At 67.8% G+C, this 14,858-nt stretch carries 10 protein-coding genes and 1 pseudogene; 8 read left to right on the top strand and 3 right to left on the bottom strand.

Translation table 11 applies throughout. The features are described from left to right. Positions 1-5 precede the first annotated feature (5 nt). Both TY25_RS11225 and TY25_RS11220 read right to left on the bottom strand, forming a co-directional pair. Positions 6-1,208: an MFS transporter gene (locus TY25_RS11225; protein ID WP_042255861.1), complete on the bottom strand. Its 1,203-nt coding sequence runs from the start codon at positions 1,206-1,208 to the stop codon at positions 6-8. Positions 1,209-1,377: 169 nt separating this feature from the next. After that, positions 1,378-1,920, bottom strand: coding sequence for a gamma carbonic anhydrase family protein (locus TY25_RS11220; RefSeq protein WP_042255860.1), 543 nt, complete (start codon positions 1,918-1,920; stop codon positions 1,378-1,380). A gap of 205 nt (positions 1,921-2,125) precedes the next feature. On the opposite strand from TY25_RS11220, the gene TY25_RS11215 reads away from it, so the two are divergent. The 8 genes from TY25_RS11215 (at position 2,126) to TY25_RS11180 (ending at position 11,633) form a co-directional block, all read left to right on the top strand. Further along, positions 2,126-2,545 (top strand): hypothetical protein, encoded by a 420-nt coding sequence (locus TY25_RS11215; protein ID WP_146153920.1) that lies wholly within the window; start codon positions 2,126-2,128, stop codon positions 2,543-2,545. A 64-nt stretch (positions 2,546-2,609) separates the two neighbouring features. Next, complete coding sequence (locus TY25_RS11210) at positions 2,610-3,755, top strand: LLM class flavin-dependent oxidoreductase (protein ID WP_042255902.1); 1,146 nt, start codon at positions 2,610-2,612, stop codon at positions 3,753-3,755. A gap of 13 nt (positions 3,756-3,768) precedes the next feature. After that, complete coding sequence (locus TY25_RS11205; RefSeq protein ID WP_081868809.1) at positions 3,769-4,617, top strand: class I SAM-dependent methyltransferase; 849 nt, start codon at positions 3,769-3,771, stop codon at positions 4,615-4,617. Positions 4,618-4,694: 77 nt separating this feature from the next. Beyond that, positions 4,695-7,052: a hypothetical protein gene (locus tag TY25_RS11200; protein WP_226887250.1), complete on the top strand. Its 2,358-nt coding sequence runs from the start codon at positions 4,695-4,697 to the stop codon at positions 7,050-7,052. Positions 7,053-7,089: 37 nt separating this feature from the next. Then, positions 7,090-7,371: an acyl carrier protein gene (locus tag TY25_RS11195; RefSeq protein ID WP_014986612.1), complete on the top strand. Its 282-nt coding sequence runs from the start codon at positions 7,090-7,092 to the stop codon at positions 7,369-7,371. Continuing rightward, on the top strand, positions 7,368-9,710 hold the full coding sequence (locus TY25_RS11190) for an MMPL family transporter (RefSeq protein ID WP_042255857.1): 2,343 nt from the start codon (positions 7,368-7,370) through the stop codon (positions 9,708-9,710). Before TY25_RS11195 ends, TY25_RS11190 begins: the two co-directional genes overlap by 4 nt. A gap of 25 nt (positions 9,711-9,735) precedes the next feature. Then, on the top strand, positions 9,736-10,728 hold the full coding sequence (locus TY25_RS11185) for an enoyl-CoA hydratase/isomerase family protein (protein WP_042255856.1): 993 nt from the start codon (positions 9,736-9,738) through the stop codon (positions 10,726-10,728). Positions 10,729-10,757: 29 nt separating this feature from the next. Beyond that, positions 10,758-11,633: a MaoC/PaaZ C-terminal domain-containing protein gene (locus TY25_RS11180; protein ID WP_042255855.1), complete on the top strand. Its 876-nt coding sequence runs from the start codon at positions 10,758-10,760 to the stop codon at positions 11,631-11,633. A 58-nt stretch (positions 11,634-11,691) separates the two neighbouring features. On the opposite strand, the pseudogene TY25_RS11175 reads toward TY25_RS11180, so the two are convergent. Further along, a pseudogene (locus tag TY25_RS11175) lies at positions 11,692-14,841 on the bottom strand (type I polyketide synthase); the annotation flags it as partial. Between the last annotated feature and the right edge of the window lie 17 nt (positions 14,842-14,858).

The following is a 14,858-nucleotide window of genomic DNA, read 5'->3' as shown; positions in this document are numbered from 1 at the left end:
TTGTCTTACTTGGCTTTACGGACCAGAGGCAGCGCCAGGGCGGCACCCGCGAGCATGGCGAAGCCGGTCCAGAGGAACGCGCCGCCGATGCTGGTGGCTCGGATGAGCGGCTGGAGGATCAGTGGGGAGACGAACTGGCCCAGGAAGATTCCGGTGACCAAGCCGCTGAGGATGCGGCCGCGGGTGGCGGCGGGGGCGAGGTCGCTCAGGCGCAGATTCAGATTGGGCACCGCGAGACCGACACCGAAGCCGCCCACCAGCAGGCCCGCCACCACCTGCGCCACCGAATGCGCGGTACCGACCAGCACCCAACCCGTACCGAGCAGGGCGACACTGGCGGCGGTGACGGCGCTGGGCGTCCACCGCACTCGCAGCGGCGAGAAGGCCAGTGCGCCGGCGACACTGCTCAGAGTGGTCGCGGCGATCACCGCACCGACCACGGCCGGCCCCGTGCCCAATTCCGCCAGCAGGAACGGCAACTGGGTGGGCGCCATGTAGAAGGCGAGCGTCACCAGGAAGGCGAGCAAATACAGCCCGGCGATCGGCCGGAAGATGCCCGGCTGCGGCAGACCCGCCTCGACCACGCCGACCGGCCCGGTAGCTTTGTCGCGCCGCTGCTCTCGCAAGGCGAACAGTGCGAACGGCAGGATGGCGATCGAGGCGGCATAGATCCAGAACGGCGCCTTCCAGTTCGAGGCGGCGAGCAGGCCGGCCAGCGGCAGGAACACCACGCCGCCGATGCTGGCGAAAGCCTGTTGCAGCCCTAGGAAAGACGCTCGCTTCGGGCCGTCGAACCAGTCGGTGATGGTGGCGCTGACGGCCGTCATGATGCCGCCGACCGCGACGCCGACCAGAGCTCGGGTCACCAGCAGCACGCCGAGGGTGTCGACGAAGAATCCGGCCGCGCCCGCCACGGCGAACAGTGCCAGACTGCCGACCAGCAGGGGTTTACGTCCGATGCGGTCGGCGGTCATCCCCGCCAGCGGTGCCGTGATGCCGATGGCCAGTGACGTGATGGTCAGCACCAGCCGCACCAGCACGTCCGCCCCGGCCACTCCCGCGAAGACCTCGCGCATGGCGGGCAGGCTCGGCGCGATGACGGCCGGCGCCATCACCGTCAGCATCGCGGCGGCCAGTATCGTGGCCCGGGCGGTGCGCCCCGGTGCGGCAGCTTCCCTCTGCACCCCCTCGTCGATTGCCGCGCTCATGGTGTTCCTCCTCGATGTCCCGCAGGTCGTGCTCCCTTGCTGACATCGACTTTTCCACCCCCGCCCCACCCCTCGCGTCGGTGATTTTCACCTAGATCCGCCTAGGTGGCGGCGTAGGTAGCGCGGCTGATCCGCCCCGCGGCTGATCGGGGTCGCCTGAGGAATCTCCTCAGTCGACCGCGGTGCCCGGCACGGCGACAACACCTTTACGGTGGCGCCGCGCGAGGTCCGCGTAGTAGCCGGGATTGATCTTGATCCACGCCTCGAAATCGGTACCCTCGATCGGCCGCCGGACCCGCATCGGCGCACCCGAGGCGAGCACCCCGGGCGGGACGTCGAATCCCGCGGGCACCAGGGAGTGCGCCGCGATCAGCGAACCGGCTCCGATTTTCGCGCCGTCCAGGACCGAACTCATATTGCCGAGAATGCATTCCGCACCGAGTATCGCGCCGTGCACCAGACAGCCGTGCGCCACGGTCGCGCCGGGGCCGATCTCGGTGAGCATGTCGGGCACACCGTGCAGAACCGAATTGTCTTGAATATTGGCGTCTTCGCGAACGATTATCGGTGAGATATCTCCGCGCAGCACCGCCCCGTACCATACGGACGCACCCGCCGCTATCCGGACATCGCCGATGAGCGTCGCGGTCGGCGCAATGAATGCCGTGGGATGGACGACCGGACATTTGCCTTCGAACTCAAAGAGATTCATGCGGAGACAATAGGTGCCACCGCGGCACGGACACCATGCGTACGGGCGTCCCCGACACCGGGCGGAAACGGCTTCCGGCCCCGTTGACACCCGCGATCGAGACCGCCTACCGTGCAAATATCACGGCGGGAATCGAAGTCGAAAGAATATCGCCGCATCCGGCAAAGGCCTATAGCTCGTCGCATTGTGCAGGAGGGGGTTTCTCGTGTCGAATCCACCTGACCGCCGGCTTTTACTCATCGGCTGGTCGGCCTATATGACGGGTTTCGCCCTGCATTCCGTCGCACATATCTACCTCTGGCATCAGACACCGATTGCCGTGCGTATCTGTGGCATATTCGCCGATGTGGTCGGCTTCGTCGTGCTGGCACTCATCGTGCGCCGACACCCGTGGGCCGCCGTCCTGCTCGCGCATTTCGGTTCTTCGGTGGCGTTGAGCCTGATCGTGATCCATATTCCTTTCTACTGGGGGCCTTTCAGCCAACCGTGGTATCTCGGCGAAATCGCACTGCCCTACTGGCTGTCGCTCATCGCGGGCGTCGCGGGCGGACTGATCGCCACCGCGATCGGAATATCCGCGCACCTCCGCTCACGCGACCGCACGGATGCCGAGCTTCCGCAATGAACGACCACGCCGTGCCCAGATACCCGAACCGCAGCCAACGAAAAGGTCACTCATGGATCTCACGATGAAACGTTTTCGGACCGGATTACTCGACGCCGGCCTGCATCCCCGATTCACGCCCGACATGCTGCTGCGCAGCAGCCAGATGCTGGCGGCGGCAGGCGGCGCGGATTCGCTGTGGGTTCCCGATCACCTGATCTCGTTGCAGCCACAATCGGTGTGGACACCGAAATACGTCGGCGCCGCACATCTGGTGCCACGTATCCACGCCTGCTACGACCCGTGGCTCGCGCTCGGCTATCTCGCCGCGAAGAACGGCCTGGCCCGCAAGCGGCTCGGTATCGGCGTGACCGACACCGGTCGCCGCAATCCGGCGGTGACCGCGCAGGCTGCCGCGACATTGCATCTGCTGACCGGCGGGCGTTCGATCCTCGGTATCGGCCCGGGCGAGCGCTTGAACAATGAGCCGTTCGGCGTCGACTGGCGGACACCCGTGGGCCGATTCGAGGAGGCGATGGCCACGATCCGCCTGCTGTGGGATTCCGACGGTGCGCCGGTCAGCCGCGAATCGCCCTATTTCCCTTTGCACAACGCGGTTTTCGACGTGCCGCCCTATCGCGGCACCCGGCCGGAGGTGTGGATCGCCGCGCACGGACCGCGCATGCTCCGCATCGCGGGCCGGTACGCCGACGCCTGGTTGCCGGGACTGTCCATCCAACCGGAAGACTATTCGGCGGGCCTGGACCAGATCCGGACCGCGGCCTCGGACGCCGGGCGCGATCCGATGGCCATCCTGCCCGCGGTGACCTTCACCATCCTCACCGCACCGACTCGTGACGCGGTGGACGAACTGTGCGAGAGCGTCGTCGCACGGACGCTCACCATCAATGCGTCGGCCAAGATGTGGGCCCGGCACGGCGTGGCGCATCCACTGGGATCGACCTTCTCGGGTGCGCAGGATCTGCTGCCGCAGAAGCTCGACGAAGCGACCATGCTGTCCTACGCCGAGAAGGCACCGAGCTCGCTGGTACGCGACCTGAACATGGTCGGCACTCCGAGCGAGATCGTCGAACAGATCGCCGAATGGCGCGATCACGGTGTCCGCTACGCCGTTCTGTTGAACGTCAGCTATTTCCAGCACAGTCTGAGCAAGGGCATGGCGGCGAACGCGCTGCTGGTCCAGATCATGCGGCGGCTGCGCCGACTCTGAACGGATAACCCACGTGGCCGAATCACTGATCTCCGATATTTCCGATACCGCGCGCTGGGTCGCCACCTATCGCGCAGCCGAATCCGCCCGGCCCGACGCGCTTTTCGACGATTTTCTCGCCGCGGAACTCGCGGGCCGGCGCGGTGCGGCGATCGCCGCGGCCGCCAAACGCACGCTGCTCGGCGCGTGGTTCTTCGTGGCCCGCACGAAACTGATCGATGACATGATCGCGACCTGCGTTGCGCGCGGCTGTGATCGCGTCGTCAATCTGGCGGCCGGGCTCGACACGCGGCCCTACCGGCTCGATCTACCGCCCGATCTGGAATGGCACGAGGCCGACCTGCCCGCGATGATCGACGAGAAACAACAGCGGCTCGCGCTGCGCACACCGCGCTGCCGGATCAGCAGACACCGCGTCGACCTGGCCGACCCGCAGGCGCGCCGCGACTTCTTGGACAGCGCCGTCGAGCACGCGGGCAAAACCGTGGTGATCACCGAGGGACTGCTGCTCTATCTCGCCGAAGCCGAGGTCCGATCGCTGTCCGCGGACCTGACGCGTCCCGAAATATCCTGGTGGATAACGGATATCATCTCGCCGGCGTTCGTCGCGCTGTCCAAACCCGCCCTGCGCGGCAAGATGAACAACCTTGTCGTCAAATTCGGCCCGGCCGCGGGCATCGGCTACTTCGAGCCGCTCGGCTGGACCGTCGAGGAGTGCTCGTCGCACCTCGTCGCCGCGGATCGGTGGCATCGGCTACCGCCGCTGTTGCGGCCGTTCGCCCGCCTCCCGCAGCCCGATCCCCGACGGCCGGGCTGGTTGCCCACCTCCGCGGTCGCCCTGCTCGGACGACGTCCGGACTGATCCTCGAATCTCACTGTTCCAGCTGTGGAGGAAGCCAACTCATGTCTGTCAGCCGCACCAGACGCATGCTCGCCGTCGTGTCCCGAAGCGCTACCCTCGGCCCCTCGGCCGCCCGCGTACTCGCAGACCTGGCCGGACCGCGCGACGTGGATATCGCCACGACGCCCGCTCGGGCCCCCGCGCAACCGGAATACGACCAGGTGCTGACCAGGGCCCGCCGTTTTCTGGACGCGGTCGCACCCGATGACCCGCTCTCGCTCGTGCTCGCGGACTCGCTCGAGGCGCTACCGGATGCGCTCGCCGCCGCGGCGGCGGGCCACGCCGCCGTGCTCACCTTGCTCGTCATCGACCACGACGACTGCCGGTATCGGGCCGCCGAGCCCGACACCGTGAACAGGATGCTGGCCAAGGTCGCGATCTCACTGCCCGGCACCGTCGAATTCGATCCCGGCCCGCACACCGTGCACGTGTACACCGCCCCGGACCTCGATACCTTTTACGCCGAGGAACATTTCACGCCGCGGTGGCAGCCCGAGCACGATTGGGTCGTCGCGGCCGATATCGCCTGTGCCTTCGTCGACTCGCTACAGGTACATCTGCACCAGCGGCTGCGCCCCGACTTCTCCGGAAGCGCGGTGGCGCGGGAACTTTCCGCATTTCTCAATCGGCGGGCCGGTCAGGACTGGGGTCTGCACTACTACACGGGATCCGGCGTCGCCACCTTCATCGATGACATGGAAGCTCATGCCACGGCGAACGGCAACCCGATCGTCCGAGCGCCGAGCGAGCACAGTCACGGGTGTTCCGCGCTGGCCCGCTGGACCCTGGACGGCGCACCGTTCGTCATCGTGACGACCAGCGGGATGCACGACGAGTTCCGCGGCACGCTGGCCAACCACGTCGCCACGCGCAGTAAGGGATTCATCGTCTGCTGCGATTCGCGGCCGAACCAGTGGCATCCCTTCCAGGGCACCATCCACCGCACCGGCGATGCGCGGCCGTCCCTGCAGGCGCGCGGGTTTCCGGTGGTCTACATCGAACGGACCGAGCATATCGGCGAGGGCCTGCAACAAGCTTTCGCCGCCTACGACGCCGACCGCGGGCCGGTGATGATCCTCGCGACACGCGAAGTACTACAGGCGAATCCGGAAATGGCAGCTCCTGTCGAACCCGTGGCTCCCGATCGCCCCGCGGCGACCGACCTGCCCGAACTCGCCCGGCTGTCCGAGCTGCTCAACTCGGCGCGAGTCCGGTTGCTGTGCCAGGTCGGCCCCTTGTCCGGCAACGCGCAGCAGCTCATGTACGAACTGTCGCACCGCGCGGGCATCGCCCTGGCCGACTCGGTCGCACAGCCGGGCACAGTGACCCGCTATCGCGACGGAACCGTGGTCCCGGAGTACCTCGGCACCCTCAGCATGTACGGCTACTCCGCGCGGGTGCACCAATATCTTTACGACAGGGGTGAATTGCGGCCTGCCGACGAACAGCAGGTGATCTTCCTGAACAGCGCCATACCGCAGATCGACACCCCGTTCGCCGACTCGTCGCTGCGCAGGCTGGCCCCGATCCAGATCGTCGGACACGCCGTCGACCAGGCTCCCTTCGCGGGCCTGACGGTGACCGGAAACATCGAGAAGGTCTTGCGCGCCCTGCTGGATCGACTCGACGTCGACCCCGAGGTGCTGGCGTATCGGCGCGCCGCCATCGCCGCGAGCACCGACTCGTATGGTGACGTGGTCGGCTTGCTGCCGCTACGGCCGATGACGACGAACTACTTCTTCCGCCGTCTCGGGTCGGTGCTGGAAGAGCTGATCCAGCAGCGTGATTACCGCTACGTCGGCGTCTACGATATCGGCCGGGTCGGCCTCACCGCGGTGAACAACCTGCCCAGGACCAATCGGGGCTTCTCCGGTTGGTACGGACGCGGGCTGATGGGCGACGGCCTGATGGCACTGCCGGGCGTCGTCACCCGGCGCGACGAGCACGTGCTGTGCTTCACCGGTGACGGCTCGGCCGCGATGACTCCGGACATCCTGCCCGCGCTGGTCCATCAGATCGCCGTGGACCGTGCACCGATGCCGAAGAGCCTGAACATCTTCCGGTTCGTCAACGGCAGCCACTCGGTCATCCGCACCTATCGCGAGGGTCTGCGGCCCGGCGCGGTGAGCGGACAGACCGGGGTACTTACCTTCACTCCGGAAGATTGGGACCGCCGGGTCGGACCGCTCACCATCCGCCATCGGCGCGTAATCGCCTTCGATGATGTGCCTTTCGCCGATCAGCTCGACCAGAGCAACACGATCAACCTTTATTCGATCTTTCTCGGCCACAACAACGAAGGTGATGGTTTGAGCAGGTTTTCTGTGTTGGGATGGCAGCGGGACGAACTCGCGCCCGCCGCGCTGGCGGCAGCGGGGACTGCATTGCCATCTTGACGAGATACCAACGCCGAGTGGACCAGGAGGGGACGTTATGAACAGGGTCGAGATCGAGGAACGCGTCATCGCGTTGATCAGCGAGACGATGGCTCTGCCGGTCGAGGAGATGTCGGATCCGGCGACCAATCTGCGCGAAGACCTCGGCATGGATTCGATGGATTTCGTCGACCTGCTCGTGGACTTGGAACGCCACCTCGGACACCGGGTCGATCGAGAACTCCTGGTCGACATCCGCACGGTGGGTCAGGTGGTCGACCTCGTCGACGATCTGGCCGCGCGGCGGGCGCAGGCGGATGCGGCCGAGGCCATTCGTTGACCCGGCAGGCGTCCCCGGCGGCCGACCGTGACGACGCCGGCCGGGACCCGGCCGGCTCCGATGACGGAATCCGTTCGGGCTGGCCGGATCTGGTCGCCCGCTTCACGGCCGGACGGGTCCGATTGCTCACCGTGGTCTGGATCGTGCTGCTCATGCTCGGCGCGCTCGGCGGCGCCACGCTGGCCGAGTCGCTGAACAGCCAGGGCTGGGACGTGCCCGGGTCGGGCACCGTCGCGGTCCGCGACGAGCTCGCCGCGGGCTTGGCGGGCCGCGGCGCGACCGACGTGCTGCTGGTGATCCATGACAAGCAACAGACCGTCGACAGCCCCGCTTTCGAACAGCGAGCGCGCGAGGTGTTCGAGACCACCGTCGCCGACGCGCGGCTCCAGGTGAGCGGCAGCTTCGGCTGGAACACGCTGTCGCCGTTGAACAGAGGAAAATTCGTCGGTGCGGACCGCCGCACCGTCACCACCGCGATCGGGATCGGCCTGGGCAACGACGAAGCCACCAAGAAGGTCCCGGTGGTGCAGGAGGATCTCGGTGCACGATTCGAGGGGCAGGGCCTCGATGTCGCCATCCTCAGCGTGCAGGGCATGCAGGGCGAGGCGAACAAACTCGCCGCCGAGGGCCTGATCCGCAGCGAGCTGCTGGCGTTCCCGTTGATCGTCATCGTGCTGCTGCTGTTGTTCCGCAGCGTGCTGGCGATGGTCGCGGCGATGGCGGTCACGATCACCGGGATCGCGGTGACGCTCGGCATCATCGGCGTCCTCGCGGCCCGCACCGAGCTGTCGATCTTCGTCGAGAACATCGTCCTGATGCTCGGTTTGGGTGTCGGCGTGGACTATTCGCTCGTCATGATCAAACGGTTCAAGGAGGAACTCGCCGCGGGCAACGATGTGCACGCGTCGGTGCTCCGAACCTTGCGCACGGGCGGCCGTACCGTCGCCACCTCGGGCCTGACCATCATCGTGGCGGCGCTGCCGTTGTTCATCGTCCGGATGAACACGATCGTCTCGCTGGCCGTCGGCGCCGTGGTCGTCGTCGCGGTGACCACCCTGACGTCGCTGCTCTTGCTGCCGGTGCTGCTACAGGTACTCGGCCCGCGGATCAACGCGGGAAAGATCCCGATCCCGGCCCGATTCCGCACCGACGAGTCCGCCGACGACACTCGATTGGCGTCGCATCGGTGGTATCGCCTGGCGGCGACGGTGATGCGACACCGGTTCGCCTTCCTGGGCGCGGGTATCGCGGTGCTGGTCCTGCTCGCGATACCGGCGGCGGACATGAAACTGTCGCTGCCCGGCCCGGAGATCCTGCCGTCGTCATCGGCGATCGGGCGCGGATTCGACCGCGTCGCAACACAATACGGCCCCGGCGTGGCCGCCCCCATCCAGGTCGTGGTCCGCACGGACGCCGCGGTCACCGACCCGGCGGTCGGCAGCGAGCTGAGCACGTTGATCACCGACCTGTCGGCGCTTCCCGATGTCGCCGCGGTGAACTCCGCACTGACTGTCACGCAACAGCTTTCACCCGAGTTGCGGTGGCAGGCACTCGATCCCACCACATTCGAGCGGCTCCCGGCCGACGCGCAACAGGGCCTGCGGTACTACGTTTCCGGCGATCGACACAAATCCGTCGTCGAAGTGATCTCGACCCGCCCCTTCGCGGACGACGCCACGATCACCCTGCTGGACCGGGTGCGCGCCCGCACCGAAGCCCTGCCGGACACGATGCACGCCGATGTCGGCGGCAACACCGCACGAGCGGTGGACCCCAACCACGAGATCGAGCGAAAGCTGCCCTGGGTCATCGTCCTGATGCTCATCGCGCTCTACGTCGTGCTGTTGATCTCGTTCCGCTCGATCTTCCTGCCGCTCAAAGCGATTCTCATGAACGGGCTCGCGGTGGGCGCGACCTTCGGCGTGCTCGTCGCGATCTTCCAGAAAGGCTGGCTGCCACAGGTACCCGGGCTGGATCAGCCCGGCTATCTGCTCTCGTTCGCCCCCATCCTGGTGCTCGCGTTGATGGTCGGGCTGAGCACCGACTACGAGGTGTTCCTGCTCAACCGGGTCCGGGAGCGGTACCTGCAGACCCGGGACAACCACGAAGCGGTCGCCGTCGGCATCGCCCGCACCGCGCCGCTGATCACCGGTGCGGCGGTGCTGATGATCGCGGTGTTCGGCGCGTTCGGCTTCGGCGGGTTCCTGCCGATCGAACAGATCGGCATCGGGCTGGCCATCGCGGTCGCCCTGGATGTCACCGTCATCCGCAGCATGATCGTGCCCGCGGCGATGAGCCTCATGGGCCGCTGGAACTGGTGGCCCGGCGACAAGACCTGATTCCGTTGCAAGGGAGTGATTTCCGATGGAGACGTTAGAACTGAGCCAGACCGGGCGAGTGGTCATCGCCCGCTACGCCGATCCGCCGTCGAACTTCGTCACCGCCGCCCTCATCCGCGATCTCGACCTGCTGACGCAGGCCGTGGAGGCTGATCCCTCGGTCGGAGCCGTCGTGTTGACCGGCGGTGTGGACGGCCGGTTCCTCGGCCACGCCGAACCGACCGCACTGCGCGACACTTCCGCGATGGCGCCGCGGCTGCCCGCGCCCCTGCTGCAGATCGGTGTGCGCGCGCTGGATCTCGTCCTGCGGTTGCCCGGCGTCGCCACCGCGGCCGAACGTTTCGGTGGCGCCGCGGGTGTCGGCGCGGTCTGGGCACACCGCTGGCGGCAGACCGTGCTGCGGATGAATCATTCTGGTGCGGTGTACCTTTCGGCGATCAATGGTCCGGCGCTGGGCGGCGGCTTCGAGCTCGCACTCGCCTGCGATCTGCGTTGCGCCGCCGACGACGCACGCATCGTCCTGGGCAATATCGAGATCCTGGCCGGGCTGTCCACCGGCGGTGGCGCGAGTCAACGGCTCGCTCGCATGCTCGGCACGGCGCGCACACTGGACCTGCTGCTCGACGGCGCCACCCTGACCGTGCAGCAGGCACTGCAGGCCGGCCTCGTCGAGGCCGTGGTACCGCCGGCCGAACTGCTCGAATACACCTGCGCCACGGCGGCTCGGCTGGCGACCCGGCCCAGGACCGCCGTGCGCGCCATCAAACACAGCGTCTACTTCGGTGCAAGCCAGCCGCTTTCGCAGGGCCTGCGCACCGAGGCCGCCGAATTCCTCGGCGCGGCCTCGTCCGTTACCGCGCACCGTCGCCTGACCGCGCTCGTGGACGACGTCGCCACGCTCGGCGACACACCGTTCCTGGCCCGGCCGCAGAGCTGGCGCGACGGTACCCGGGTGGGTCGCAAATACGCGGTACCCGAACCCGATCACGGAGCCGCTCCGTTGCCCACGCCGTCCTGACCAGCTCACTACGACGAACGGGTAGCCCCATGAGTTCATCCACCGAGCAGCTGTCGAGCAGACCTCGGATCGCCGAGTTGTATCTGCGGGCCTTCGTCGGCGCACTGCCGATCCCGGTGCTCAATGCGCGGCCGCAGGCACTGCCGAACACGAAACTGACAATGGCCGGCGCACCCGTGCGCCCAGCCGAACTCGACGCGTATCGCGCAGCCTGCGGCCTCCCCGACACCGGCGCACTGCCGCTCACCTATCCGTCCGTCCTGGCCAATCCGGTGGCGATGCGCCTGATGGTGGCCCGCGATTTCCCGTTCGCGCTGCCCGGACTCGTCCACCTGCGCAACGTCATCGAGCAACGACGGCCGCTGCGTAACGACGAACTGCTGGACGTCACCGTGCACGCGGCGGATCTGCGCGACCATCGGCGGGGCAAGGTCTTCGATCTGATCAGCGAGGTGTCCACCGCCGGGGAACCGGTGTGGAAACAGACAGCGACGCTGTTGAAACAGCAGAAGCGTCCCGCCGGTCCCCGCCCGGACGGTCGGAGCGACGACTCGCAGGTGCTGTCCGGCGCCCCGTTGCGCGTCGATCAGCGGACTGTCAACCACTACGCCGCCGCCTCCGGGGACTACAACCCGATCCATGTCTCGGGGATCGGCGCCCGCCTCCTCGGTTTCCCCGGGCCGATCGCGCACGGAATGTGGCAGGCGGCAGCCGTTCTCGGCTCGGTACCGGGCGAGTTCCCCGCCGCCTGCGCCTATGACGTCACCTTCGGCAAGCCGATGCTCGTTCCGGGCGAGGCCCGGCTGGCCGTCGAACGCACGAACGACGGGTCCGGTTGGCACCTGTCACTGCGGCACGCGGACAAGGGATTCGCGCATCTCACCGCCTCCCTCACCCCGCGATAGCCCGCAACCACGGCTCGATGGCGCGCGCGGCCGCAGCGGCGTGCGCGTCCAGGATGGAGAAGTGATCGGCGGCCACCTGCACCTGTGTCGCGCCGATCTGCCAATGCGGCGCGGCAGCAGTGGTGCCGGTCGCCGCCAACGCCAAGGCCGGAACAGTGATCTGCGCAGGGTGCCATTCGTCGAACAACCGCAAGTAGTTCGCCATCGCCAGGAGATTGTCGTCACCGACTACGACACCGGCCGGGTCGAGGCTCATGATGTGCCGCATCGCCCAGCGGAAAGTCTCCTGCCGGTGCCCGGGAGCGGGGTCGAAGGTGTCAACCAGCACGAGGCCGGACGGCGGACGGCCCGCGCGGTCGAGGTGGTCGGTCAACGCGTGCGCGAGAACCCCACCGATCGAATGGCCGACCAGTACGAACGGCAGGTCGCCACACGCCGTCGCGATGGTGTCGGCGAGGGAGTCGAGTGCCGCCTGCCAGGAGTCCGGCTGCGCGGTGGCACTGCCGAAGCCCGGTAGCCGCAATGCGAAAGCACGCGGCCGAGTCGTGAACTCGGTGGTCAGCCGGATGAATTGGTGCGGGCCCGAGCCCGCCAGAAAGGACGGGATACAGACCACGACGGGGCTGGCTCCCTCGGACAGCAGCATGGCCGATCCCGGATGCGCGCCGCGCGTCGCCGAATCGAAACTGTGCCGATAGCGCGAGGCCGCGACGAGCATCTCGACTCCGCCGAGGAGATCGCCCGCCGCATCGGCCCGGCGCAGGAGCGCCGTGAGCGTATGACCGCTCGCGGCGGGGGCCTGCGGGGGCGGCGGCGGGGTTTCGGCAACCGGTTCCAGCCAGAATCGGCTGCGTTGAAAAGGATAGGTGGGCAAGTCGATCCGGCGACCGGGCGGGACCAGGCGGGACCAGTCGACAGTGGCGCCGCAGGCGTAGGCCGTGGCAACGGCGCCGGCGATGTCGTAGGTGCCGGCGCGGTCGAACGGCGCCAAGCCCGCCAGCACGACTGCCCTTCTCGCACTGTCCGTTTCGGCGACCTGCTCGGCGATGCCGCTTGGTCCATCCGCTCGGGGACCGAGTTCGATGAAGGTGCGATAACCGGCCATCACCAGTTCGGCGAGGCGTCGGCTCGGCGGCTGCGACATGTTCGAGACGACTTCCCGCGCAGCCTGTTCCAGCGTGACAGTGCCCGAGAGGAATCGGCCGGCCGCGGGACAGACGTTGTCGTCTATCACAGGTACCGACGCCGGCAGATACTCCTGCCAGACCGCCGCGGATGCCACGGCGAGCGCGAACAATCCCTGCCGTGCGACGTCGTCCCGGTCGGCCGGTGGCGCACCTGTCGCCCCGGTCACCACCGCGCGCAGGTCTGCGCCGCCGTTGCGGAGCAGTGCATCGGCACAGGCCCGGAACCGCTCGGCGAAAACCGGTGCGGCTCTGAGAAGGTCCACCACAGCGCGAGGCCACTCGGCACGGTCGGACCCGACGACGTAGGCGACCCGATGGCCTCCCTTCGTCCCGGTACCGCGGGCGATGCGATCGCGGTACGTCATCCGCTTCGGTGCGGCTTGTTCCGCGAGTACCCGCAGGGCCGAGCGTAATTCGGCCACGCCGGTACCGACGATGGCGGCGCGGTATTCGAGATGCGCCCGGGTGGTGGCCAAACTGTGGGCGAGGTCGACGGGCCGGTGCGCGGGATGGGCGTCGAGCCAGGCGCCGAGCTGCGCTGCTCGTGCTGTGAGCGCCGCTGCGGTCCGCGCCGACAACAGCCACACCGTCGGCGACGTGGGATCCGGCTGCGCGGCAACGTCTTCCACTGCCGGCGTGACGGGCGGCTCTTCCACGATGACGTGGGCGTTGGTACCACTGGCGCCGAACGCGGAGACCCCGGCGCGGCGCGGTGCACCGGCGACGTCTCGACGCCACGGCCGGTGACTGCGCAGCAGTGAGACGGCTCCGTCGCCCCAATCCACCCGGCTGGACGGCACTTCCGCGTGCAGCGTCCGCGGCAGCGTGTCATGCCGCAGGGCCATGATCATCTTGAGCAGTCCGCCCACCCCCGCCGCCGCCTGGGTGTGACCGATGTTCGACTTCAACGAACCGAGCCACAGCGGACGATCCGCGTGGTGGTCGCGCCCGTAGGTCGCGAGCAGCGCGTTCGCTTCGATCGGATCGCCGAGCGTGGTGCCGGTGCCGTGCGCCTCCACCGCGTCGACCTCGGCCGGACCCAGGCCGGCATCGGCGAGTGCGGCGCGGATCACGCGCTCCTGGGCGGGACCGCTCGGCGCGGTCAGACCGTTGCTGGCGCCGTCGGAGTTCACGGCCGATCCACGGAGCACGGCATGAATGTGATGGCCGTTGCGCTGCGCGTCACCGAGCCGTTCCAACAGCAGCAAACCCATGCCCTCCGACCAGCCGGTGCCATCGGCGTTGTCCGCGAAGGATTTACACCGGCCGTCCGGTGCGAGTGCGCGTTGCCTGCTGAATTCGAGAATCACCGACGGGGTGGCCATCACGGTCGCACCGCCCGCGACCGCGAGATCGCTTTCGCCGCGCCGCAGCGACTGCATCGCCAAGTGCGTCGCCACCAGTGACGAGGAACAAGCCGTATCCACCGTGAGCGCGGGCCCGTTGAAGCCGAAGGTATACGCCACGCGACCCGACAGGACGCTGCCCATCATGCCGAGTCCCCAACGTCCGTTGAGGGCGTCCGCGTGCTGGGCGGAGAGCCAGGTGTAGTCCTGATACATCGTCGCGGCGAACACACCGGTCCGGCTGCCGCGCAGGGCAGCGGGGTCGAGACCCGCGTGTTCCAGCAACTCCCAGGTCCCCTCCAGCAGCAACCGCTGCTGCGGATCCAGCGCGATCGCTTCCCGTGGGCTCAACGCGAAGAACCGCGGGTCGAAATCGGCTGCGCCCGCGATGAATCCGCCGGAACGGACATACGAGGTGCCCTTGTGATCAGGGTCGGGGTCATAGAGCCGTGCCAGGTCCCAGCCGCGATCATCGGGAAAGTCCCCGATCGCGTCGCGGCCCGCGGCGACCAGCTCCCACAACTGCTCCGGCGAACTGGCACCACCTGGATACCGGCATGCCATGCCGACGACCGCGATCGGCTCGCGGCGCTGTTCTGCCTCCGCGCGCAGCCGCACGTTTTCCTTCATCGTCGTGCGCAGTGCACGCACCAGCTCATCGCCGTCGACGGCCATGGTGGACAACCCCTGTC

Source organism: Nocardia brasiliensis NBRC 14402 (genome assembly GCF_000308475.2).
GTDB classification, from domain to species: Bacteria; Actinomycetota; Actinomycetes; order Mycobacteriales; family Mycobacteriaceae; genus Nocardia; species Nocardia brasiliensis.
The sequence above is the reverse complement of the archived record's forward strand: the minus strand, read 5'-3'. Positions and strand labels throughout refer to the sequence as shown.

Excerpts from the sequence above, each read along its gene's own strand:
- TY25_RS11220 (WP_042255860.1), bottom strand. The coding sequence starts at position 1,920 with ATGAATCTCTTTGAGTTCGAAGGCAAATGTCCGGTCGTCCATCCCACG.
- TY25_RS11210 (WP_042255902.1), top strand. The coding sequence starts at position 2,610 with ATGAAACGTTTTCGGACCGGATTACTCGACGCCGGCCTGCATCCCCGA.
- TY25_RS11195 (WP_014986612.1), top strand. The coding sequence starts at position 7,090 with ATGAACAGGGTCGAGATCGAGGAACGCGTCATCGCGTTGATCAGCGAG.
- TY25_RS11225 (WP_042255861.1), bottom strand. The coding sequence starts at position 1,208 with ATGAGCGCGGCAATCGACGAGGGGGTGCAGAGGGAAGCTGCCGCACCG.
- TY25_RS11185 (WP_042255856.1), top strand. The coding sequence starts at position 9,736 with ATGGAGACGTTAGAACTGAGCCAGACCGGGCGAGTGGTCATCGCCCGC.
- TY25_RS11180 (WP_042255855.1), top strand. The coding sequence starts at position 10,758 with ATGAGTTCATCCACCGAGCAGCTGTCGAGCAGACCTCGGATCGCCGAG.